General features: G+C 62.1%; 16 protein-coding genes. 11 read left to right on the top strand and 5 right to left on the bottom strand.

Annotated elements, in window-relative coordinates:
* Positions 1 to 8 precede the first annotated feature (8 nt).
* From murG to ligA, 10 genes are all read left to right on the top strand, one after another.
* On the top strand, positions 9 to 1,136 hold the full coding sequence (gene murG, locus HDEN_RS01170; RefSeq protein ID WP_013214287.1) for an undecaprenyldiphospho-muramoylpentapeptide beta-N-acetylglucosaminyltransferase: 1,128 nt from the start codon (positions 9 to 11) through the stop codon (positions 1,134 to 1,136).
* A 59-nt stretch (positions 1,137 to 1,195) separates the two neighbouring features.
* Positions 1,196 to 2,632 carry a UDP-N-acetylmuramate--L-alanine ligase gene (gene murC / locus HDEN_RS01175; RefSeq protein WP_013214288.1) on the top strand — a complete coding sequence of 479 codons (1,437 nt, stop codon included), beginning with the start codon at positions 1,196 to 1,198 and terminating at the stop codon, positions 2,630 to 2,632.
* Positions 2,632 to 3,612 (top strand): UDP-N-acetylmuramate dehydrogenase, encoded by a 981-nt coding sequence (murB, locus tag HDEN_RS01180; protein WP_013214289.1) that lies wholly within the window; start codon positions 2,632 to 2,634, stop codon positions 3,610 to 3,612. Before murC ends, murB begins: the two co-directional genes overlap by 1 nt.
* A 27-nt stretch (positions 3,613 to 3,639) precedes the next feature.
* Positions 3,640 to 4,593, top strand: a complete 954-nt coding sequence (locus HDEN_RS01185; RefSeq protein WP_013214290.1) for a D-alanine--D-alanine ligase — start codon at positions 3,640 to 3,642, stop codon at positions 4,591 to 4,593.
* Positions 4,581 to 5,585 (top strand): cell division protein FtsQ/DivIB, encoded by a 1,005-nt coding sequence (locus HDEN_RS01190; protein WP_013214291.1) that lies wholly within the window; start codon positions 4,581 to 4,583, stop codon positions 5,583 to 5,585. Before HDEN_RS01185 ends, HDEN_RS01190 begins: the two co-directional genes overlap by 13 nt.
* Before the next feature lie 10 nt (positions 5,586 to 5,595).
* Positions 5,596 to 6,852, top strand: coding sequence for a cell division protein FtsA (gene ftsA, locus HDEN_RS01195; protein WP_013214292.1), 1,257 nt, complete (start codon positions 5,596 to 5,598; stop codon positions 6,850 to 6,852).
* A gap of 69 nt (positions 6,853 to 6,921) precedes the next feature.
* Positions 6,922 to 8,541: a cell division protein FtsZ gene (gene ftsZ, locus HDEN_RS01200; protein WP_013214293.1), complete on the top strand. Its 1,620-nt coding sequence runs from the start codon at positions 6,922 to 6,924 to the stop codon at positions 8,539 to 8,541.
* Positions 8,542 to 8,809: 268 nt separating this feature from the next.
* Positions 8,810 to 9,754, top strand: coding sequence for a UDP-3-O-acyl-N-acetylglucosamine deacetylase (gene lpxC / locus HDEN_RS01205; protein WP_013214294.1), 945 nt, complete (start codon positions 8,810 to 8,812; stop codon positions 9,752 to 9,754).
* 210 nt (positions 9,755 to 9,964) lie between these two features.
* Positions 9,965 to 10,816: an outer membrane protein assembly factor BamD gene (locus HDEN_RS01210; protein ID WP_041921483.1), complete on the top strand. Its 852-nt coding sequence runs from the start codon at positions 9,965 to 9,967 to the stop codon at positions 10,814 to 10,816.
* A 91-nt stretch (positions 10,817 to 10,907) separates the two neighbouring features.
* The gene (gene ligA / locus HDEN_RS01215; protein ID WP_013214296.1) at positions 10,908 to 13,046 is read left to right on the top strand and encodes an NAD-dependent DNA ligase LigA; all 2,139 of its coding nucleotides are present in this window, start codon (positions 10,908 to 10,910) and stop codon (positions 13,044 to 13,046) included.
* Between the two features lie 26 nt (positions 13,047 to 13,072).
* On the opposite strand, the gene HDEN_RS01220 is transcribed toward ligA, so the two are convergent.
* Genes HDEN_RS01220 through HDEN_RS01230 form a run of 3 tightly spaced genes read right to left on the bottom strand, consistent with a single transcriptional unit; the run spans position 13,073 to position 17,272 of the window.
* Complete coding sequence (locus HDEN_RS01220) at positions 13,073 to 14,884, bottom strand: aminopeptidase P family protein (RefSeq protein ID WP_013214297.1); 1,812 nt, start codon at positions 14,882 to 14,884, stop codon at positions 13,073 to 13,075.
* 43 nt (positions 14,885 to 14,927) lie between these two features.
* Complete coding sequence (locus HDEN_RS01225; RefSeq protein WP_013214298.1) at positions 14,928 to 15,803, bottom strand: 50S ribosomal protein L11 methyltransferase; 876 nt, start codon at positions 15,801 to 15,803, stop codon at positions 14,928 to 14,930.
* A gap of 5 nt (positions 15,804 to 15,808) precedes the next feature.
* Positions 15,809 to 17,272: a TMEM143 family protein gene (locus HDEN_RS01230; RefSeq protein ID WP_013214299.1), complete on the bottom strand. Its 1,464-nt coding sequence runs from the start codon at positions 17,270 to 17,272 to the stop codon at positions 15,809 to 15,811.
* A 310-nt stretch (positions 17,273 to 17,582) separates the two neighbouring features.
* On the opposite strand from HDEN_RS01230, the gene HDEN_RS01235 reads away from it, so the two are divergent.
* On the top strand, positions 17,583 to 18,851 hold the full coding sequence (locus HDEN_RS01235; protein WP_013214300.1) for a J domain-containing protein: 1,269 nt from the start codon (positions 17,583 to 17,585) through the stop codon (positions 18,849 to 18,851).
* Positions 18,852 to 18,982: 131 nt separating this feature from the next.
* Here the strand turns inward: HDEN_RS01235 and HDEN_RS01240 are convergent, their stop codons facing one another.
* The gene (locus HDEN_RS01240) at positions 18,983 to 19,180 is read right to left on the bottom strand and encodes a hypothetical protein (protein ID WP_013214301.1); all 198 of its coding nucleotides are present in this window, start codon (positions 19,178 to 19,180) and stop codon (positions 18,983 to 18,985) included.
* Positions 19,181 to 19,445: 265 nt separating this feature from the next.
* A complete protein-coding gene (locus HDEN_RS01245) occupies positions 19,446 to 21,902 on the bottom strand; it encodes an ATP-dependent helicase (RefSeq protein WP_013214302.1) in 2,457 nt (818 codons plus the stop codon).
* Positions 21,903 to 22,032 lie beyond the last annotated feature (130 nt).

Genomic DNA, 22,032 nt, shown 5'->3' on the forward strand with positions numbered 1-22,032 from the left:
GGGGGAAAATGAGCGGCATTCAATCGATCATGCTGGCTGCCGGGGGAACGGGCGGCCATCTGTTTCCGGCATTCGCGCTAGCTGAAGAACTCGGGCGGCGCGGTGTCGCCATCGATTTGATCACGGACATGCGCGGCGATCGCTACGGCGGCGGATTTCCCGCACGAAAGATCTATCAGGTGCCGTCGGCGACGTTGGCGTCGCGGGCGCCGCGCGATGTCGCCAAGACGGTTTTGACGCTCGCGCGCGGGACAAGCGCCGCTCTGCGGCTGCTGGGCCAAGCAAAGCCTCACGCGGTGATCGGCTTCGGCGGTTATCCGACCTATCCGCCGCTGGTCGCGGCGCGGCTGCGCGGGATTCCAACCGCGATCCACGAGCAGAACGCGGTGCTCGGACGCGCCAACAAGATGCTTGCGAAGCGCGTCAATGCCATCGCGACATCGTTCGAGCGTACGAAGTTTCTCGACGGCGCGCTGGCTGCGAAAGCGGTTTTGACGGGCAATCCGGTGCGGAAGGCGGTGCTCGATGCGGCGGCGATCGGGTTTCTGCCGCCGCTGCCGGACAGCCCCATTCGCATCCTGATTTTCGGCGGTAGCCAAGGCGCGCGGTTCTTTTCCGATATCGTGCCGCTGGCACTGTTCGCGTTGCCGGACGGCTTGCGCAAGCGCCTGCGCGTCGTGCAGCAGGCGCGGGAAGAAGACATCGAGCGCGTTCAAACAGCCTATCGCGAATCCGGGATCGATGCCGACGTCGCGCCGTTCTTCAGCGATCTGCCGGCGCGGATGGCGGATGCTCATCTCGTGATCGGACGCGCGGGAGCTTCGACGGTCGCGGAAGTGACCGCAATCGGTCGCCCGTCGATCCTGGTGCCGTTGCCGCACGCGCTGGACAACGACCAGTTGAACAACGCCCGGCGGCTCGAAGAAGCCGGCGGGGCCTGGTGCATCGAGCAGCGCAACCTGTCGCCCGAGCGCCTCGCCGATGAACTCGAAAGGCTTCTAAAATCCCCCGATACCCTTGCGGCAACGGCCAAGGCGGCTAAAAACGCAGGGCGTCCGGACGCCGTTCGTAATTTAGCCGATTTCGCATTGGCTCTTGCGGAGGGTCGTCGTCCGGGGGGAAATCGCACATCGTGAGTATCATTACGCGAGACTTTTCGGAGCGCGGCTCCGGCTTCACGAGGATACCTCTTTTCATGCAAATGCCGCGCGACATTGGCCCATTCCACATCATCGGCATCGGCGGGATCGGCATGAGCGCCATCGCCGAGATTCTGGTCGCCAAGGGCTATACGGTGCAGGGCTCGGACCAGAAGGAAAGCGCGAATGTCAGGCGCTTGAGGTCGAAGGGCATCCGGGTTTTCGTCGGGCACGATCCGGTCAACCTGATCGGGGCGCGCTATGTCGTGATCTCGACGGCGGTGAAGCCGTTCAATCCGGAACTGATCGCTGCGCGCCAGAAGGGTCTGACGATCATCCGGCGCGCCGAGATGCTCGCCGAACTGATGCGGCTCTATTCGACGATTTCCGTCACCGGCACACACGGCAAGACGACGACCACGTCGCTGCTCTCGCACATTTTTACGGAAGCAGGCGAAGAACCGACGGTCATCACGGGCGGCATCATCAATTCCTGGGGCTCGAACGCGCGGCTCGGTCAGGGCAAGTGGATGATCGTCGAGGCCGACGAGAGCGACGGTACGTTCACGCGGCTGCCGACCGAGATTGGCATCGTGACGAACATCGATCCCGAGCATCTCGACTATTTCGGCTCGGTCGAGGCGATGCATCACGAATACGAAGCGTTCCTGAAAAACATTCCGTTCTTCGGGCTTGCCGTTGCGTGCATAGATCATCCGGTCGTGCGGGATATGATCGAACGGCTGAACCTTCGTGCCGATGGGCGCAGGCTGCTGACATATGGGCAGAGCCAGGACGCCGACCTTGTGCTGCAGTCGATCCGTATTGAAGGCAATACGACGTATTTCGACGCGACACTGACGGCGTCGGTCAAGGGCGGCGCACGCAAGCTCACCGACTGGTCGGTGCCGATCCCCGGCGCGCACAATGCGCTGAATGCGCTGGCCGCGATTGCGGTCGCGACGCAGGCAGGGCTCGAAGATGCGAAGATCAAAGCCGCGATGGCCGGGTTCTCGGGCGTCAAACGCCGCTTCCAGTTCACGGGCGAGTGGAACGGCGTCGGCATCTACGACGACTACGGTCATCATCCGGCGGAAATTTCAGCCGTGCTTGCGGCTGCTCGCGGCGGCACCAAGGGCAAAGTGATCGCGGTCGTCGAGCCGCATCGTTACACGCGCGTGCGCGATCTGTTCGAGGATTTCGCGCGCTGCTTCAAAGACGCCGATCACGTCATCGTCGCGCCGCTTTACACGGCAGGCGAACCGCCGATCACGGGCATCGATAATCAGACGCTGGCGGCGCGGATCGCGACGGCCGGACGGCGTTCGGCGGAAGCGGTCGACGAGCCGGGCGCGATCGCGGCGGCAATCAAGCGCGTCGCTGGTCCGGGCGATATCGTCGTCTGTCTCGGCGCGGGCAATTCGACCGACTGGGCGCACGCTTTGCCTGACTGGCTCGCGGGAACGGCGCAGCGGGCTGGGAGCGCGGCCTGATGTTCGACGACATCACGAGCGAGTTGCGCGCGCTGATGCCGGAACTCCGGGGACGTCTCATCGCCAATGCCTCGCTCGCGGATATCACTTGGTTTCGCGTCGGCGGCCCGGCGCAGGTTCTTTTCACTCCGGCCGATGAAGCGGATCTTGCGTACTTTCTGAAGCGCAAGCCGCGCGATCTGCCGGTTTTCGTCATGGGTCTCGGGTCGAACCTGCTCGTGCGCGACGGTGGCGTCGCGGGCGTGGTGATCCGGCTCGGACGCGGGTTCGGTGAGATCAAGATCGAAGAGGGCGGACGGCTGAGAGCCGGAACGGCCGTTCCTGACGTCAAGGTTGCGCGGGCGGCGGCCGAAGCCGGCATTAGCGGACTGGCGTTCTATCGCGGCATTCCCGGCTCGATCGGTGGCGCGCTGCGCATGAACGCGGGCGCGCACGGTCGCGAGACGAAAGATTGTCTGATCGGGGCGCGCGCCGTCGATCCCGAGGGCAACGTGCATGTGCTCTCGCTTGCCGACATGGGGTTCACGTATCGGCATTCGGCCATTCCGGAGACCTGGATTTTCACCGAGGCGACGTACCAGGGTGCTCCTGGCGATCCGGCGGAAATCCTGAAAGAGATGGATGCCGTCGCAGAATATCGTGAGCAGAACCAGCCGATCAAAGAGCGCACGGGCGGCTCGACGTTCAAAAATCCGCCGGGACATAGCGCCTGGAAGCTCGTCGATGACGCGGGATGCCGTGGCCTGCGCGTCGGCGGTGCGAAGGTGTCCGAAATGCACTGCAACTTTCTGATCAACGACCGGCAGGCCTCGGGCGAAGACGTCGAACGGCTCGGCGAAACAGTCAGGGCGCGCGTCAAGGCGAAATCCGGCGTCACGCTCAACTGGGAGATTATCCGGCTTGGCAGTCCGCGGCCGGGTGCTGCGGTCGGCGAGGCGCTGGCTATTTTGGACAACACGGTCGATCAAGCCCAATCGTAGGCTTCAGGAAATGATGGGAAGCGAGCCATGACAAAACTCGGCGCGTTGCCGAAGCGCACGCGCGATCACGTGGCCGTTCTCAAGGGCGGGCTTTCCGCCGAGCGCGACGTCAGTCTCAACTCGGGCGCGGCTGTCGGAGAAGCGCTGCGCGAGGAAGGCTATCGCGTCACCGAGATCGACGTCGATCGAAACCTTGCGGCGCAGCTCGAAGCGATCAATCCGGACGTCTGTTTCAACGCGCTGCACGGCAAGTTCGGCGAGGACGGGTGCGTCCAAGGCGTCCTCGAAATGCTGGCGATCCCGTACACGCATTCCGGAGTTCTGGCCTCGGCGCTCGCGATGCACAAGGAGCGCGCCAAGGACATCATGAAGCTCGCGGGCGTTGCCGTCGCCGAAGCGAAGCTCGTCACACGGCGTGAGGCTGCGGAGGCCCATGTCCTGCCGCCGCCCTACGTGGTGAAGCCGCCGACCGAGGGTTCGAGCGTCGGGGTCGTGATCGTCCCGCCCGGCGCCGATCGGCCCCCGAGTTCGATCGCATCCGGGGGCTCTCCCGACCAGATCGTGATGGTCGAGCGCTACGTGCCGGGACGTGAGCTAACTTGTGCTGTGATCGGAGATTTCGTGACCGACGTCATCGAAATCGTGCCGCTCCGAGGGCTCGCTTTCTACGATTATGAATCGAAATACGGTGCGGGCGGCTCGAAGCACGAGCTGCCGGCACAACTTTTACCGGATGTTTACCAGTCAGTCCGTTCCTTAACGTTAAGGGCGCATCAGGCGCTGGGCTGCCGAGGCGTGTCGCGGGCGGATTTCCGTTTCGACGATACGGCTGGTGGAACCGGCGAGCTGATCTGTCTCGAAGTGAACACCCAACCGGGCATGACGGGAACGTCCCTCGTGCCTGAATTGGCGGGTCATGCGGGCTGGTCGTTCGGTGACCTCGTCCGATGGATGGTCGAGGACGCGAGTTGCAACAGGTAGCGGGCAAGCAACGGTTCTGGTGGCGGGCGCAGGAAGCGCCAACGCCGGAGCCGAAAGCTGTCCAGACCTTCGACGTTCCCCAGACAATCAGCACGGTTTCACGTTCCTCATCGCGGCGTCCCGAGATGACGCTGAAAATCCCGCGTGGCGAGCGGCGCGTCAGGCGGTCCCGGCGCGCGACGCGGCGGTGGATGAAGTATTCTTTCGCAATGGGCGCGCTGCTGGCAGTGTCCGGGGCAGCAGCGATCATGCTGCCGCTCAATCGCGCGACCTTCTCCAAGATTTCGCATGCTGTTGCTGAGCAGGTGACGGCGCTGACGATTGCGGCCGGGTTCGGCATCAATCAGGTGAATGTCACCGGGCAGCATTTTGCGTCCGATAGCGACATCTACGATGCGATCGATCTCACGAATGTGCGGACGTTCGCGGCGTTCGATTCGGAAGCGGCGCTGAAACGCATCGAGCGTATTCCGTGGATCGATAAAGCTCAGATCACGCGCGTCTATCCCGGCACGCTCGACATTGTCGTTCGCGAACGCACGCCTTCGATCGTCTGGACGCGAGGCAACGAGACGTACCTCGTCGATGCGACGGGCCGTGTTCTTGGGCCGACGCCGGTTGCGAGCAATTGGGCGCTGCCGCGTGTCGTCGGCGAGGGCGCGACCGATGACGCGACGCCGATGCTGGCCGCGCTTCGGCAGTATCCTGAAATTGAAAAGCAATACGCCTATGGCGAGCGCATTGCGGAGCGGCGCTGGCGCATCGTTCTCAAGAGCGGAACGATGATCGATCTCGGCGCGGATCGCGAGATCGAAGGTTTGCAGGAAATCGCGAATGCGTCCGCCGCGGTGCCGGCGCTCAAGGGCAAGCCGATGATCATCGATGTGCGCACGCCAGGGCGGATCGCGTTGCGCGCGGCCGATGGCAAGCCGGCGCAGACAGCAGCCCTCGATGCGTCCGCCAGGCCGCCTCTAACCATCAGCTCACGATAGTAGGATGCCAATGGCTGATAGGCGCACGTACCGGACGTTCGGGCTTCTGGACATCGGCACCAGCAAAACGGTTGCCGCCGTGATGGTGGCTGAGCAGGGCCCGTCGCTGTCGGAGCCATCGCTTCGGCTTGCGGGCCTCGGTCTGCAGCGGTCGCGCGGCGTGAAAGCCGGTGTGCTGACCGATCTCGACGAGGCCGAGTCCGTCGTTCGCGCGGTTCTCGCGCAGGCCGAGCGTGCGGCCGGCGTTTCGGTCGGCAATTACACGGTTTCAGTTGCGGCGGGGCGGCTCGCCTCGGCGCACTGCACGGCGCGTATCGACGTCGAGACGGGCCGCGTTACGCATGACGATCTGCAACGGCTCATGGCGGCGGGCGAAAGCTATGCCGAGCGCGACGGCCGTACGCTCCTGCATCTCAATCGCCTCGGCTATGAGCTCGACGGCGTCGGCGGCGTGCGCGATCCGATCGGGTTTTCGGCGCGGCGCATGGCGGCCGGCCTCCATGCCGTAACGGCGGACGAAGGACCGCTGCGCAATCTCCTCGTCCTCATCGATCGCTGCTACGCCGAATGCGACGGTCTCGTCGCGTCGCCTTATGCGAGCGCGCTGGCGGTCACGACGGAAGAGGAACGGCAATTCGGTGTGACATGCATCGATTTCGGCGCGGGAACGACCACCCTCGCGCTCTTTGCCGATGGTGTTTTCGCCGGCGTCGAGGCGATCCCGGTCGGCGGCCAGCATCTGACGTACGACATCGCCAGGGCGTTGCAGACGCCACTCGCAGAAGCCGAGCGAATCAAAACGCTTTATGGCACACTGCTCAATGCCCAGTCCGACGAGCACGAATCGATTTCCTATCCGGTGGCCGGAGAGGAAGACGAGGGAAGCTTCGAAACCACCAAGGCGCGGCTGACGGCGATCATCCGGCCGCGCGTGCAACAGCTCTTGGGACTCGTGCGCGAGCGCTTGGCGCTCAATGCGGCGGGCCGATTCGCGGGAGACAAGATCGTTCTGACGGGCGGAGCCAGCCAACTCCTCGGACTTTCGGAATTCGTCGCCAACGAATTCGGCAGGCACGTGCGTGTCGGTCGGCCTCAGGACCTCGTCGGGCTGAACGCCAGCCTCGGGGGACCGCAACTCGCGACGCTTTCCGGGCTCGCGGTTCTCAGCGCCCGGGGAAGCAACGAATTGAGTACGCCATCTCAGCGCAAGGGTTCGAAGCAAGGATATCTCGGCCGTGTCGGAACGTGGCTGAAGCACGCATTCTGATTTTTGGACTGACTAAGGTGCCGGAGCCGTTCCGGAGCGACTTCGACGATTATCAAATTTGAGGGTGCCATGAGCATCAAGCTGCAACTGCCGACGCTGGTCGATATGAAGCCGAGGTTGACCGTCATCGGGGTCGGAGGCGCGGGCTGCAACGCGGTCAACAACATGATCGCGGCCGGACTGCAGGGCGTCGAGTTCGTCGTTGCCAACACGGATGCGCAATCGCTCGCGGCATCGAGCGCCGAATACCGGGTTCAGCTCGGAGCCAACCTGACCGAGGGGCTCGGCGCCGGGTCGCGGCCGGAAATCGGAGAAGCGGCGGCGGAGGAAGCCATCGCCGAACTTCGTTCGCATATCGCCGGATCGCATATGGTTTTCATCGCCGCTGGAATGGGCGGCGGAACGGGAACGGGGGCCGCGACGGTCATCGCGCGGGCAGCGCGCGAGGTCGGGGCTCTGACAGTCGGCGTGGTCTGCAAGCCGTTCGCGTTCGAAGGCGCGCGGCGGATGCGCATCGCCGAAGCCGGGGTGCAGTCGCTGCGCCAGCACGTCGATACGCTGATCGTCATCCCGAACCAGAACCTGTTCCGGATCGCCAACGAGCGGACGACGTTCGCGGAAGCGTTCGTGCTGGCCGACCAGGTCCTCTATTCCGGCGTCGCCTGCATCGTCGAGCTGGTGCTCAAGGAAGGCTTGATCAACCTCGATTTCGCCGACGTTCGCACCATCATGAGCAATATGGGCGCAGCCATGATGGGAACCGGCGAGGCGACGGGCGAACGCCGCGCCGTTCTCGCCGCCGAGGAAGCCATCGCCAATCCGCTGCTCGACGACGTGACCTTGCGCGGCGCGCGCGGTCTGCTGCTGTCGATTTCGGGCGGGCGCGACATGACCCTTTACGAGGTCGACGAGGCGGCGAGCCGAATTCGCCAGGAAGTCGATCCCGAGGCCAATATCATCGTCGGCGCTACGTTCGACGAGCAGCTGGGCGACCGAATCCGGGTTTCGATCGTCGCGTCCGGCATGAATCGCCCGAACGAGCAGATCGCAGCGCCGCGTGCGCCGCAGCCGGGATTTGTTCCCAATCAAGCGCCGGCTCCGGCCGCACGGCCCGCTCATCCGGCTCAGCCCACAGAATCTTTCGCGCCGCAGAATCCCGCAACCGTACCTGCACCGCCAGGAGATCTACAGCGTCGACTTGCGGAGGCGTTGCAGCCGGCGGCGCCAACTATCCAGAATTATTCTAATCCGAGCGAAAGCGAATCACGCCCGACTCAACGCGACAGCTGGATCGCTCCCGGCAACGTGATGATCGAAGACGGGCTCGAGAATTTTCCGCCGCTCACGGGAAATGCATTGTTGCGGACGCCGCCGTTGCCGTCAGCAGGCGTTGGATCGTCCGCGACTCATTCTTTCGAACCGCAAGCGCCGGCTGAATTTCAGCGTACGTCGCGTCGCCTCCCTGCGATCGAAGATTTTCCTCCGCAGGCGCAGAAGGAATGGAATGCGCATCACGGCGCCGCCGCCGGGGGACGTGCAGAATCGTCAACAAAATCTGGCCTTTTTGGACGTTTGGCAAATCTCAGCCGCAGCGTGAAGTCCGGTCAGCATAGGGACGGCTCGCGGTCGTCCGATGATGACATGGATGCGGGTGCGAAGCAGATTGTCGGCAGCAGAGAGCGGCGCTAAATCGGCGCCTGCATCAAGTCGCAAAGAGCGTCAAGTCGAGTTGCTAAGACGTAACAGAGTGTAAGAAAGCGTGATTTGTCGGTGTTAAGCGAAGCAGTTAGCTTTTGTGCATCGACTTCTTGTGCTGAACCTTTAGACAGTACTGACACGGCCAAACAAGGTCGGCGGGCTGGCAAAAATAAGAAGGCACAGCGCACAGGTCAGGGGGTGGTCGGCCGCATTAATGCTGGGGAGCAGCGGCCCACCAATAAATGAGGGACGGCGCTGTATGTCGAATCGATTCATCGGTGCGCGGCAAACCACGCTTGCCCGCGAAATCCAGTTGACAGGCACGGGGGTGCACAGCGGAGCTCCGGTATCACTTACACTGCATCCAGCAGAAGCTGATACTGGGCTCCGCTTTCTCGTTACGAAACGAGGAAGAGTCATTTCGGAAATCGCGGCGCACGTTGCCAATGTCAAAAATCTGACGCTCTGCACCGTTATTGGTGATGAAGCAGGTACGACGGTCGGAACCGTCGAGCATCTTCTCGCCGCTTTGCGTGGTCTCTCGATTGATAATCTCTATATCGAGATCGACAGCAAAGAAGTTCCGATCATGGACGGCAGCTCGGCGGAATTCGTCGAGGCGATCGACCGGGTCGGCATCCGGGAGCTTTCCGAGCCCCGCAAATACATCAAAGTTCTGAAATCGGTTCGTGTCGAAGAAGGCGGCTGCTGGGGCTCGCTTGAGCCTTACTCCGGCTTCCGCATGGACGTCGAAATCGACTTCACCTCGCCCGTCATCGGCCGCCAGCGGCTCCAGTACGAGATGAGCCCGGGCATTTTTCGTCACGAAATTTCTCGCGCTCGCACGTTCGGCTTCATGAGCGACGTGGAGAAGCTGTGGAAAGCCGGTCTGGCGCTCGGCGCCGACCTCTCCAACACCGTCGCGATCGGCGACGGCAAAGTGATGAACCGCGAGGGGCTGCGTTATCCCCAGGAGTTCGTCCGTCACAAAATGCTGGATGCCGTGGGTGATCTCGCGCTCGCCGGTATGCCGCTGCTCGGCGCTTATCGCTCGTACCGTGGCGGTCATCGCCTCAACTCGATGGTGCTGCAGGCGCTCTTCTCCGACGCATCGAACTGGGCGGTCGTGCAGGCCCCCAAGACCCGCGCAACCCGCGCGCCGGTCCAGATCACGGCTCCGGCAGCTCTCGCTGCTGCCGAATAGGCCTGAAGGTCGTTGCGATACCGGCGCTTCACGCCGGTATCGGCCTGGAATGCACCACATTCCACCGATAAAATAACCTGGGGTTACGGGCACTCGACGGACTTGCTCTAGTCTTTCAGAGCGCCCGGAGAAATGTTATCCGGGATGCTCACTCGTCAGCCCGTTGGCGATGAGTGGGAAAGTGCGATCAGGGTGGGAAGTACGCGGCGCATGACATTCGTGGGGAACCTCAGAAGAACTTTGAGCGCCGTTGCCGTCGTTGCCGCGCTGGCTGGCGCAGGCTGCGCCTCGAACAAGCTCGATACGTCAGCGCTCAATCCCGATCCACCGTCGAAAATGTTCGCCAATGCCGACGCGAAGATGTCGAGCGGCAGTTTCGATGATGCTGCGAAGCAGTTCGAGGCTGTCGACCGCGAGCACCCGTATTCGCCGGAAGCGCGCAAATCGATCGTCATGGCGGCTTACGCCTACTATCGCGCAGGCAAGACGCCCGAGGCGATCGCATCGGCTGAGCGTTACGTCGCGCTGCATCCGGGCACGAAAGAAGCGCCGATGGCGCATCACATCATCGCCATGTCCTACTTCGACGATCTGAAGACGGCGAACCGGGATCAGACGGCCGCTCGCAAGGCGCTTGAGCAATTCAAGATCCTGCGTACGCGTTTCCCGGAGAGCGAATATTCGCGCGACGCCGACAACAAGATCCGTATCTGCATGGATAACCTTGCAGCGCAGGAGATGGAGGTCGGGCGCTACTACCTCAACCAGCACAATTACGTCGCCGCGATCAATCGCTTCAAAACCGTCGTGAGCGATTATCAGACGACGGCGCATGTCGAGGAAGCGCTGGCGCGTCTGGTCGAGTCCTATATGGCGCTCGGAGTCGTCACCGAGGCGCAGAACGCGGCGGCAATCCTCGGGCACAACTATCCCGACAGCAAGTGGTACAAGGATTCCTACGCCCTCCTGCAGTCGGGCGGCGTCGGTCCGCGTGACGATTCGGGTTCGTGGCTCTCCAAGGCCTGGAAGTCGGTGCCGAAGTTCGGTTTGGGTAGCGGCTGACGACGCGCGATTGCTGATATTTCTTTGAAGTTTGACAACGCGGCGGTTTTTGCCGCGTTTTCTATTTTCCGCAGTATATTCCCTGGCGGCGATGGCTAAGAAAACGCAAAAGCGCTCTTCTGGATCGGTGCGTCCGGCTTCTCCGGGCGCGACAAGCGTTGAAGACGAAATCGCCCGGCTGTCGGCGGAAATCGAACGCCACGATGAGCTCTACTACCGTAACGATGCACCCGAAATTTCGGATGCCGACTACGATGCGTTGCGCCGCCGTCTCACCCAGCTGGAAGACGCTCATCCCGAGCTGAAGCGTGCCGGAAGTCCGAGTGAGAAAGTCGGTTCCGCGCCGGTCGCGGCGTTCGGCAAGATCGCGCACGACGTGCCGATGCTGTCGCTCGGCAATGCCTTCGACGATCAGGACGTCGTCGATTTCGTGCAGCGCGTTCGCCGCTTTCTAAATCTCGGCGAGAGCGATGAGCTCGAAATCACGGCCGAGCCGAAGATCGACGGGCTTTCGATTTCGATCCGCTACGAAGGCGGTCGGCTCGTGCAGGCTGCGACGCGCGGAGATGGCGCCGAGGGTGAGAACGTCACGGCCAACGTCAAGACGATCAAGGACATCCCGCACCTTCTCGTCGGCAAGGATGTTCCGGACGTCATCGATATCCGCGGCGAGATTTATCTCGGGCACAAGGATTTTGAAAAGCTCAACGCGGCGCAGGCTGCGAGTGGCGGCAAGGTTTTCGCCAACCCGCGAAACGCGGCTGCGGGATCTTTGCGGCAATTGGATTCGTCGATCACGGCACAGCGGCCGTTGCAGTTCTTCGCGTATGCGTGGGGCGCGGCTTCGAAGCTTCCGTCAGATACGCAGCGCGGCGTCGTCGCAGCGTTCAAGTCTTGGGGGCTGCCGGTCAACCCGCTGATGGAGATCACGCGAAGCCCGGATGAGCTTCTCGATTATTATCGCGGGATCGAGAGCAAGCGCGCCAAGCTCGACTACGACATCGACGGTGTTGTCTACAAGGTCAACCGCCTCGACTATCAAGAGCGGCTCGGGTTCGTGTCGCGCTCGCCGCGCTGGGCGATCGCGCATAAATTTGCGGCCGAACGGGCGACGACGGTTCTGAACAAGATCGATATCCAAGTCGGCCGCACGGGTGCGCTGACGCCGGTCGCGAAACTGGAGCCGGTGACCGTCGGCGGCGTCGTCGTCTCGAACGCGACGCTGCATAACGAAGACGAGATTTCGCGCAAGGACATTCGCGAAGGCGACACGGTCGTCGTACAGCGCGCCGGCGACGTCATTCCGCAGATCGTCGAGGTCGTGCTCGACAAGCGGCCGCAGCACGCCGCGCCTTATAAATTTCCTGCGGTCTGTCCGATATGCGGCAGCCACGCGGTGCGCGAGTCCGATGAAGAGGGAAACGCAGCGGACGTCGTTCGCCGCTGCACCGGCGGCCTCGTGTGCGGCGCGCAGCTGAAAGAGCGCCTGAAGCATTTCGTTTCGCGCAACGCTTTCGACATCGAAGGACTTGGCGGCGAGAAGATCGAGTTTTTCTTTGAGACCGGACGCATCAAATCGGCGGCTGACATTTTCACGCTCGAGAAGCGCGATCAAAAATCCGATGAGCCGCTGACGAAGGTTCGCGGCTTCAAGGAGACCTCGGTCAACAAGCTGTTCGCGGCCATCAACGCGCGGCGGACCGTGCCGCTCGACCGCTTTCTGTTCGCGCTCGGCATCCGTCACATCGGCGAGACGACGGCGAAGGATCTCGCCAAGGCATACGGGACGTTCGAAGCGTTGCGTGCAGCGGTCGATGCCGCCATCCAAGGCGGCAAGGGCAGCGAAGCCTATCAGGATATCGACAACATCGAAGGCATCGGTGAGACGGTCGTCGATGCGTTGATCGACTTTTTCAGCGAGCAGCACAACCAGGAGCAGCTCGATGCGCTGCTGAAGGAAGTGAACGTCACGGCGTTCAAGCGCGTGCAGGTCTCGTCGCCGGTGACGGGCAAGACGGTGGTTTTCACCGGCACGCTGACCAAACTGACGCGCAACGAGGCGAAGGCGCAGGCCGAGCGTTTGGGCGCGAAGGTGTCGGGTTCCGTCTCGAAGAAAACAGACTACGTCGTTGCTGGCGCGGAAGCCGGGTCGAAACTCGACAACGCGCGTGCGCTCGGCGTCATCGTCCTCGACGAGGACGGATGGCTTGAGCTGATCGGGAAAGCCTAAAGGCTCGAACGTGGTTTGCGAGAAGATCAGATCGGAAGCGTCGCTTGTTCAAGCCAGTCGCGCGTCGCGCGGTCGAGCCCGTTAGCTAACGTCTCGAAGACGCGCCGGTGATAGGCATTGATCCAGTCGCGTTCGTTCTTATCCAGCATATCGACGTCGATCAGGCGGCGGTCGATCGGAGCAAGCGTGATTGTTTCCAGCCCCATCATCGGCCGCTCACCTTCGCCGATCTGTTCCGGCTGAGTGACGAGCACGACGTTTTCGATGCGGATGCCGTAGGCGCCGACTTTGTAGAAGCCGGGCTCGTTTGAAATCAGCATGCCCGGCTGCAACGCGACCATGCCAGCGCGTGAAATCGACTGCGGGCCTTCATGGACGGAGAGATAGCTTCCGATGCCGTGGCCGGTGCCGTGGTCGAAGTCTTCGCCGATTGCCCACAGCGCGCGGCGTGCGAAGGGATCGAGGTCGATGCCGCGCGTGCCTTTCGGAAAGCGCGCCGTCGAGATCGCGATGTTGCCTTTAAGAACGGCGGTGAAGTGGCGCTTCATGTCGTCGGTCGGTACGCCGATGGCAACCGTGCGCGTGATGTCGGTGGTTCCGTCCTGATATTGCGCCCCGCTGTCGATCAGGAACAGCTCGTTCGGCTCGACCTTGCGATTGGTTGCGTCGGTGACGCGGTAGTGCACGATCGCGCCATTCGGTCCGGAGCCCGAGATCGTCGGGAAGCTGATTTCGCGCAGCATATTCGTCTCGCGGCGAAACGCTTCGAGCTGGCGGACGGCGGTGATCTCGTCGAGCGTGCCGCTCGTTGCATTGTCGTCGAGCCAGGCGAGGAAGCGCGCCATCGCATAGCCGTCGCGGATATGAGCAGCGCGCGTTCCGGCGATTTCGGCTTCCGACTTGATCGCCTTGGGCAAGATGCAGGGGTCCTGGCCGCGCGAGATCGCGGCGGCGCCGAGCTTCATTTCGAACCAGAAGCTTGCGGTCTCCGGATCGAGGCGGACTTTCTTTCCTTGCGCCTTGAGCGCGGCGATGCGCTCGGCCATCGCCTTCGGCGGTAGCAGTTTCGCGACCGGCGCGACATGCGCGCGGGTCTCGGCATCCAGTCGCTGCGGATCGATATAGAGTTCGGCCTTGCCGGTTGCGGGCACGACGGCGAATGCGAGGACGACCGGATTGTGCGCGACGTCGCTGCCACGAATGTTGAACAGCCAGCAGATCGAATCCGGCAACGTGAGAATTGCAGCGTGCTGGCCGTCCGTCTTCAGGCGCGCCTGAATGTCCGCGAGTTTATCCGACGCCGCGCGGCCCGCGAGCGTCAACGGCTGCGCGATGACCGGGTTGGCGGGAGCTTTCGGCCGCGCTTTTCCCCATAACGTGTCGATCGGATTTTTGGGAAGCGGTTTGAGCTTGATCTTCTTAGGCGCCAGGGCTGCCTTAAGGCGTGCGATCTCGCCTGCCGTATGGTTCCAGGGATCGAAGCCGATCGTCTGGTTCTTGCTGAGGGCGCCGAGAAGCCATTCCGACACTCGCGCGCGCGGCAGAAGCGAGACTTCGAATACGTCCGTGTCGGTTTCAGCTTTCGCCTGCACGGTGTAACGGCCGTCGATCAACAGCAGTGCGGACTTCTTCGTCACGACCGCAAGGCCGGCGGAGCCGGAAAATCCCGTCAGCCATTGCAAGCGCTCGGCGCAGGCGGGAACGTATTCGCCCTGATGGCAATCGGCGCGCGGCACAAGCACGGCGTCGAGCTTTGCCTTGGTCATCAGCGCGCGAAGCGCTTTGGTGCGTTCCGCGACGTGATCGGGTCCGGACTGGGTTTGGAATGTCTGAAACATGACGACGGTTCTAGGCGGCTGTCGTGGCGCGGGCAACGGCGATTTAACGGCGGGCGAACGTCAGCGTCGACCAGCCGGTGATGCGGTCGTGGCGCTGCAGCGTGAAGCCCTGCGTCAGATAGCTGGCGATTACTTCCGGCGCCTGCGGAATGAGAATTCCGGACAGCACGAGCGTTCCGCGTTGCGCGACGGCGCGAGAAAAACTCGGCGCCAGTTGGATCAGAGGTCCGGCGAGGATGTTCGCAATCAGGAGATCGAACGGCGCGCGGCTGCGGATGTCAGGATGCGTCGTGGCGCTCGCCTCGGTGACCTTGATCTGGCGGGCGACGCCATTGATGCGGACGTTTTCGGCTGCAACCTTGACCGATTGCGCATCCATGTCGGCAGCGACGATGCGGGCGTGCGGGAGCGACTTGGCGACGGCGATCGCGAGCACGCCCGATCCGCAGCCAAGGTCGAGAACGGGGCCAAATGTGTGCGATCGCACCAAGCGGTCGATGGCCAGCAGGCAGCCGAGCGTCGTTGCATGGTGGGCCGTGCCGAACGCTTCGCCCGCGTCGATCAAAATCGTGTTGGGTCCGCGCGCGACGCGGTCGCGATCGTGACTGCCGTGGATCGTGAAGCGTCCTGCCCGGACGGGCGGGAGTGCTGCTTGCGAGATCGCGACCCAGTTCAAATCGGGGACGTCTTCGGTGGTGAACGCCGGCAATGGTTCGGGGATGAACCCGGCCAACTCGCTTGCGATATCTCGCGGGCCTTGCGCCGTGTCGAAATAGGCTTCGACGCGCCAGCGCTCCGGTCCGTGCTCGAATATGGTCAGCGCGTCGGGCGGGGGCTCGAGAAAATCCTGCATGGCGTTGCCGGTCGCATTGGCTTGCGCGCGATCGGTGAAGTCGGCCGCGAATTTTCTGAACGTCATGGATTTCAAGCCGCCGAGGGTGGATTCCTTCCTTCGAACTCATAACCCTCGGAAGGAATTGGATCTGGAAGATAGTCGAGGAACTGGTCCCATTTCTCGTCGATGTGTTTCGCGGCCTGGGCCGGCGGCAATGTGACAAATGTTCCGTCGGCATTTTCGACGACGATGCCGTCGCGGATCAGGCGGTCCAGCGCGTCGTCGATTTCAAAATCAACTTTGATGCCGAACGTCCGCGTTAAATAAGATTCGATCGCCAGATCGATGGACGGAAGGTCGGCGCGCGTCGCCTTTTCCTTCGCCAACACGCTGTAGAGAAGCATTTCTTCCTTCAAGTCTTCCTCGGCGCCGCGCGCGGCGATCTTGAGGATGACGCCGCGGTTGTCGGCCATCGTGTGGAAGTAAAGGTTCTGCGCCATCACGACCATATAGCGCTGCTTCTGATTGAAGAAGCCCATCGCCTGTCTGGCCGCGATGCCGCCCAGGCCCGCGAGCGCTCCGGCAGCTGCAATTGGATTGCTCGCGAGAAGCGCGATTTTTCCAGCCGCTCCGAACGCGCCCATGCCGAGACCGCCGCTAGCCGTCACGCCGAGTCGCAGCTTATCCAACGAGCGGAAGCGCACTTCCGTATTCGGAAAAATCATCTCGACGTCGGTGCGAGGGATGTTCTTGAAGAGTTTGAGATAGATGTTCTTTTCGGAGATGCCGGGCGGCATGTGGTTGCGTGCGCGCTGTACCGTCTTTTCGGCGCTGGCACGGTTGCATTTTTTTTCGCGCATCACTTCTTCTACGCGCGTTTCAAACGGCTTCAGCTTGAACATGATGAAGAGGCGTTGGAAGATCGGAACGTCGAATTCTTCCTTGCGCAGGAATTTCCGAATGCTGCGGCGTTCGTATTTCTGGTTGGATGCGCCGCGATAGTAGATCACGATGCGCTCGAAAGCCTTCATGTCGACGTTTAGGTCGAGGCCGTAGTGGCTGTCGCGCGTCAGGATCATCTCGACGTCGGTCGGATCGATGCGCTCGTAGTTGGCGCGCTGCAGAAGGCTTTCCACGCCCTCGAACACGCGGTGCTTGAGAACGTCGCGATCGTCATCGGAAAAGTTGCGCGTCATCAGCAGGTCGCTATCGGGCGAGAACGTTTCGTAAGTCTGTTCGAGATCGAGGAGCAGCGCGAAATATTGCTGCTGGCGCCAGTAGTCGAGGTAGCGGAAAAAGCGGCGCGCATCGGCGGCCTGGCCCGCGGGCCATAGATACGGCAACGTCAGGCGATCCAGCAGCGCAAATCTTGTTACGGGAATGAAGCGTTCGCGTTTGCGCTTGTCGTCGGCTTCGAGAACGTCATGGGCCGGCTTGGACTCTTGTCCTTCGCTGACCGGCGCGGGTCTGGCGTCGAGGTCTGTCAGATCATGAAGGCGCTGGAACAGCCCCTGCTTTTGGTACAGACGGCCATTCGTCATCTCTGCCGACATCTCAACGCAACTCCCGTCGTATTCCCGTTATCGGACGAATTCACCCCTCGCCCGGCCCCTTACCTCTTAGCGATACGGCAATGCTTGTCGAGAAGTCGCAAATCATCCGCGCGCAAAGATGACCGATCCCGCTTCGAAGCGGCTTTTTTGCAGCGCCATCGACTCCCGCCTGCCTTGATCACGACTAGAGCACAAGCTCCCGATGTAGGAAAACGGTTCATAACTTTCGCAATCGCCACAGTGGCGCCTACGTTACGCTAGGATCATGGCTAAGCGGGACGTATCGAGGGGTGCTTCTTGGGGGCCGTGTATGGGGGCGTTACGAGTACTACTTCTGGTTATCGCGACTGTTGCAGTCGTGTTGCCCGCGGGCGCTGACGACCTCGTCATGCCCTACGCATGTGCCATCGACAGGGGCACGCCGCGTCTCACGGCTGCCGAGCCTACAACCTATGAGATTATCGGTTCTCGCGAAGACATGCCCTTTTCGGCTTGCCGGTCGGCGGCTGCGGGAAGCTGCGAAACGATGATGGTCCATAAATTCACCATCGACTGCGGGGGACAGAAGATCGCCTGGAGTAAGGTCGCTGCCGCAGGACGCGCTGCGGGCGTCGATCTTCCGGCGCGTTTACCGCCGGGCTTCGCTCCGGTCAGCCGGTTCAAGGGACGCTTCGTTCTGCCGGGATTTGGCCGGACGACGCGCCTTCCGAAGGTCGAGACGCAGGCGCTCTCGGCGGACAGCGTGGCGGAGACGAGTTCCATCGCTCACGACGCCGACGAACCGCGCTGGGTGACGGTGATCGATCCGGTGATGCAGGCGTCTGCAAGCGGCGGCGCATTCAAGGTCGCGGGCGTGATCTCGACGCTGCTCATTTCGCTGATGGCGGCATGTCTGTTCATGGCGCGCCGCCGGATGCCGCTCTCCTATGATTTTGCGCGGGCGGCGCAATTTTCAGAGGCATCGCCCGAGCCGCTATGGCGCTCGGCTGGCCGGAAGTTCGCCGGCATGACCAGTGCGTTTCAGCGAAGCTTCGCCGGTGTTTTCGAGCGATCGGCGGCCGATGCGTCGAGGAGCAGCGGAACGGATGGGGTCGCCAGGCTTCTGGATGCCGTTCACGCGCGCGTCGTCGAAACGGAACTTCTCATTGCGTCGCTGCCCGCCGATCTGCTTTTGCGCGATGTTCTGCAGACCGAACTCGATGCTCTGCGGAGCCGTGTCGCCGACGTTTCACGGCGGGCCGATCAAATGGGCGAAAAGCGCGCAAGCTCGGTGTTGCGCGCCATGCTGAAGGATCTCGATCGGATCACACGGATCGTGCAGGGGACGACACGGAAAGACGAAGCCGCGACGTCGCGTGTTGCCGATGTTCCTTCGACGATTTTCGAAGCCTACCGCATCCTTGGGCTCAATCCCGAAGCTCCTCCCGTCGCGGTGAAGAAGGTCGTCGACGCGCTTCGCATGTCGTGGCACCCCGATCATGCGCGGAGCGAGCCTGACCGGCGGCATCGCGAGGAGCGAATCAAGCAGATCAATGCGGCTTGGGATTTGCTGAAAGGCGTGAGGGTCGAGGCGGCCTGAGTTCGCCAGATAGGTCCGCTACGCAGGATCGACATCCGGGATACGAAAACGGCGCCATCAGAGCGGCGCCGTTTGAATGGCCTGGATTTTTGCTTCAACGCAGAACGTTGGCAAAGGCGCGGGACGACGCCTTAAGCCGAGCAGCGATGCGCAACCGGCAGATTTCTAATCTGCTCATCGGTTAGCGGGACTATGTCATGCACAGCCATCGTCGCGACCTCGGGCTTGGCTTGCCCCCGCTTCAATACGCCAAGGCGCAGGGCGAGTTGTTCGCTAAGTCCGCGGATGACGCCGATCTTACCTCTCAACGGAAAGCGGTAAGTGCTCATGGATAGCTCCTCTCAAGGACTCTACCCTCCCAAACAAAGATTCCCCATGTAGGTTGCACGCCCGCGCGCTTCACCTCGTGGATTGTACGCAGACAAACTAACCTTTGACCGCCGCAGGCAGAGTGCGGCGCCAAAACAACGGTCAATTGCTGATGAACCCCCACAGCTCAACGAGCTGTTATACTGTGGCACAAGAATACGGCAAGAAAAAGAAACCTGCGGCGAAAATTAGGTCGGGTTTGAGTATTTTGCTGTTATAATTCAGTTATATAAGGTCAACGAAACTGGCGACGACCCGCTTGGTCGAGCCGTCATCAAAGTTGATGGTCAGCTTGTTGCCGTCGACGAGTGTCACCGTGCCGTCGCCGAATTTCTCGTGGCGAACGCGGCTTCCGTTGCGAAAATTCGGGGCGTTGGCCGTCGAGGCCGCAACCAGTTCGCCTTCGAGCGTGATCGGCGTGCGCGCCCGTTTTTTCGTATCGCGGCCGCTGCTCCAGGACTGCTGAGCCCGTTGCCAGCCCGGTGTCTTATAATTGGAGCCGAAGGGTTCGGAGCCGCTCGCGCGGTCGAAACGGCTCGGACCGAAGGGATTGCCGTAGCCGTAGGTCGCCCGGCCGCCGTAGGGCATCTCGCTTTCGATCACGTCGACGGTTGCCTCGGGAAGCTCGTCGACAAATCGCGACGGTAGTGCGGATTGGTAGAGGCCGTGCGTGCGACGGTTCTGCGCGAACGAGATCTTGGCGCGACGGCGCGCGCGGGTCAGCCCGACGTAGGCCAAGCGGCGCTCTTCCTCGAGGCCGGCTTTACCGCTTTCGTCGAGCGACCGCTGATGCGGGAAAAGTCCCTCCTCCCAACCGGGCAGGAAGACGATACCGAATTCGAGACCCTTGGCTGCGTGCAGCGTCATCAGCGAAACGCGATCGCCGTCGCTGCCCTGATCCGCGTCCATGACCAGAGAGACGTGCTCGAGGAAGCCTTGCAGTGTTTCGAAGTCGTGCATGAAGCGCACGAGTTCCTTGAGGTTTTCCAGGCGCGTTTGAGCTTGCGGGCTTTTGTCGGCCTGCCACATCGCGGTGTAGCCGGACTCGTCGAGGACAAGCTCGGCAAGATCGGTGTGGCGTATGCGATCGAGGTTGCCGCGCCAGCGTTCGAACGCCTGCATCAGGTCGCCGAGCGACTTTCGGGCCTTGTTCGAAAGCTCATCGGTTTCGACGATTTCGCGGGCGGCTTGATAAAGCGGCACGCCTTGGACGCGTGCGAGTTCATGGATGCGCTTGATGCTCGTGTCGCCAAGCCCGCGTTTCGGCACGTTGACGATGCGTTCGAACTTCAAATCGTTGGACGAGTTGGCGATCACGTCGAAGTAGGCGATTGCGTCCTTGATTTCCTGCCGTTCGTAGAATCGCGGGCCGCCGATGACGCGATATGGCAGGCCGAGCGTAATGAAACGGTCTTCGATGGCGCGCATCTGAGATGACGCCCGCACCAGAACCGCGATGTCGTTCAGCTTTTCCTGGGCGCGCTGGAACTGTTCGATGTCTTCGCCGATGGCGCGCGCCTCGGCTTCATCGTCCCAGAAGTTCGCGACGCCGATTTTTGAACCGGCCGAACCGTCAGTGAAAAGCGTTTTGCCGAGACGGCCGGCATTCTTGGCGATCAGGCCCGAGGCGGCGGCGAGGATGTTCGCCGTCGAGCGATAGTTGCGTTCGAGGCGGATGACTTTCGCGCCGGGGAAGTCCTTTTCAAAGCGCAGGATGTTGTCGACCTCGGCGCCGCGCCAGCCGTAGATCGACTGATCGTCGTCGCCGACGCAGCAGACATTCGGGCAGCCTTGCGCCAGGAGCCGCAGCCACAGGTACTGCGCGACGTTGGTGTCCTGATACTCGTCGACGAGGATGTAGCGGAAGCGGCGATGGTAGTCGGCGAGCACGTCCGGATGCTCGCGGAAGAGCCTGATGCATTCGAGCAGCAGATCGCCAAAGTCGCAGGCGTTGAGGTCCTTGAGACGCGCTTGGTAGGCAGCATAGAGGGCGGCGCCCTTGCCTGCTGCGAACGAGAACGATTCTCCGTCCGGGACTTTGTCGGGCGTCAGGCCGCGGTTTTTCCAGCTGTCGATCAGACCGGCCAACTGGCGGGCGGGCCAGCGATCCTTATCGAGACGCGCCGCCTCGATAACCTGCTTCAGCAACCGGACCTGATCGTCGTCATCGAGAATTGTGAAGCCGGATTTCAGGCCGACGAGTTCTGCGTGGCGGCGCAAGATCTTGACGCCAATCGAATGGAATGTGCCGAGCCACGACATGCCTTCGAGCGTGCCGCCGATCAGACCGCCGATGCGGTCGCGCATTTCGCGGGCGGCTTTGTTCGTGAACGTGACGGCCAGGATCTGTGACGGATAAGCTTTTCCGGTCGCCAGGATGTGCGCGATGCGTGTCGTTAGCACGCGTGTTTTTCCCGTGCCCGCACCGGCCAGCACGAGCAACGGACCTTCCGTCGTCTCAACAGCTTCGCGCTGCTCAGGATTGAGGCCGTCGAGATACGTCGGTGCGCCGCGCGCAGCCCGGATCGCGCGCGCCGAAATCGATTGGATTTCCTCGGTGCGATTGTCCGGTCGGGCTGGAGCGTTGGCGGACGCAGGCGCTTGCGGCAGATCGAACGGCGGATCGTCATCAGCCGGAAAGTCCGGGCCGTCGCCGGCGTTCGGCTTGCGAGTCGAAGTCATGCGGACTGACCTAAACCACCGAGGCTGATCCTACAACCGGCGCGTCCCGGTGACGCGCGCTGCGGTCACAGCAAACGGCGAATCGATCACAAATTGCTCAAACGCCTGGAATGAAGCCAAATTTCGAGTT

Source organism: Hyphomicrobium denitrificans ATCC 51888, from assembly GCF_000143145.1.
GTDB classification, from domain to species: Bacteria; Pseudomonadota; Alphaproteobacteria; order Rhizobiales; family Hyphomicrobiaceae; genus Hyphomicrobium_B; species Hyphomicrobium_B denitrificans.

Bases quoted from the DNA above. Each gene is read 5' to 3' on its own strand.
- ftsZ (WP_013214293.1), top strand. From the start codon at position 6,922: ATGAGCATCAAGCTGCAACTGCCGACGCTGGTCGATATGAAGCCGAGG.
- murC (WP_013214288.1), top strand. From the start codon at position 1,196: ATGCAAATGCCGCGCGACATTGGCCCATTCCACATCATCGGCATCGGC.
- murG (WP_013214287.1), top strand. From the start codon at position 9: ATGAGCGGCATTCAATCGATCATGCTGGCTGCCGGGGGAACGGGCGGC.
- HDEN_RS01245 (WP_013214302.1), bottom strand. From the start codon at position 21,902: ATGACTTCGACTCGCAAGCCGAACGCCGGCGACGGCCCGGACTTTCCG.
- HDEN_RS01240 (WP_013214301.1), bottom strand. From the start codon at position 19,180: ATGAGCACTTACCGCTTTCCGTTGAGAGGTAAGATCGGCGTCATCCGC.
- HDEN_RS01185 (WP_013214290.1), top strand. From the start codon at position 3,640: ATGACAAAACTCGGCGCGTTGCCGAAGCGCACGCGCGATCACGTGGCC.
- HDEN_RS01220 (WP_013214297.1), bottom strand. From the start codon at position 14,884: ATGTTTCAGACATTCCAAACCCAGTCCGGACCCGATCACGTCGCGGAA.
- HDEN_RS01230 (WP_013214299.1), bottom strand. From the start codon at position 17,272: ATGTCGGCAGAGATGACGAATGGCCGTCTGTACCAAAAGCAGGGGCTG.
- HDEN_RS01235 (WP_013214300.1), top strand. From the start codon at position 17,583: ATGGGGGCGTTACGAGTACTACTTCTGGTTATCGCGACTGTTGCAGTC.
- HDEN_RS01225 (WP_013214298.1), bottom strand. From the start codon at position 15,803: ATGACGTTCAGAAAATTCGCGGCCGACTTCACCGATCGCGCGCAAGCC.
- lpxC (WP_013214294.1), top strand. From the start codon at position 8,810: ATGTCGAATCGATTCATCGGTGCGCGGCAAACCACGCTTGCCCGCGAA.
- ftsA (WP_013214292.1), top strand. From the start codon at position 5,596: ATGGCTGATAGGCGCACGTACCGGACGTTCGGGCTTCTGGACATCGGC.
- HDEN_RS01210 (WP_041921483.1), top strand. From the start codon at position 9,965: ATGACATTCGTGGGGAACCTCAGAAGAACTTTGAGCGCCGTTGCCGTC.
- ligA (WP_013214296.1), top strand. From the start codon at position 10,908: ATGGCTAAGAAAACGCAAAAGCGCTCTTCTGGATCGGTGCGTCCGGCT.
- murB (WP_013214289.1), top strand. From the start codon at position 2,632: ATGTTCGACGACATCACGAGCGAGTTGCGCGCGCTGATGCCGGAACTC.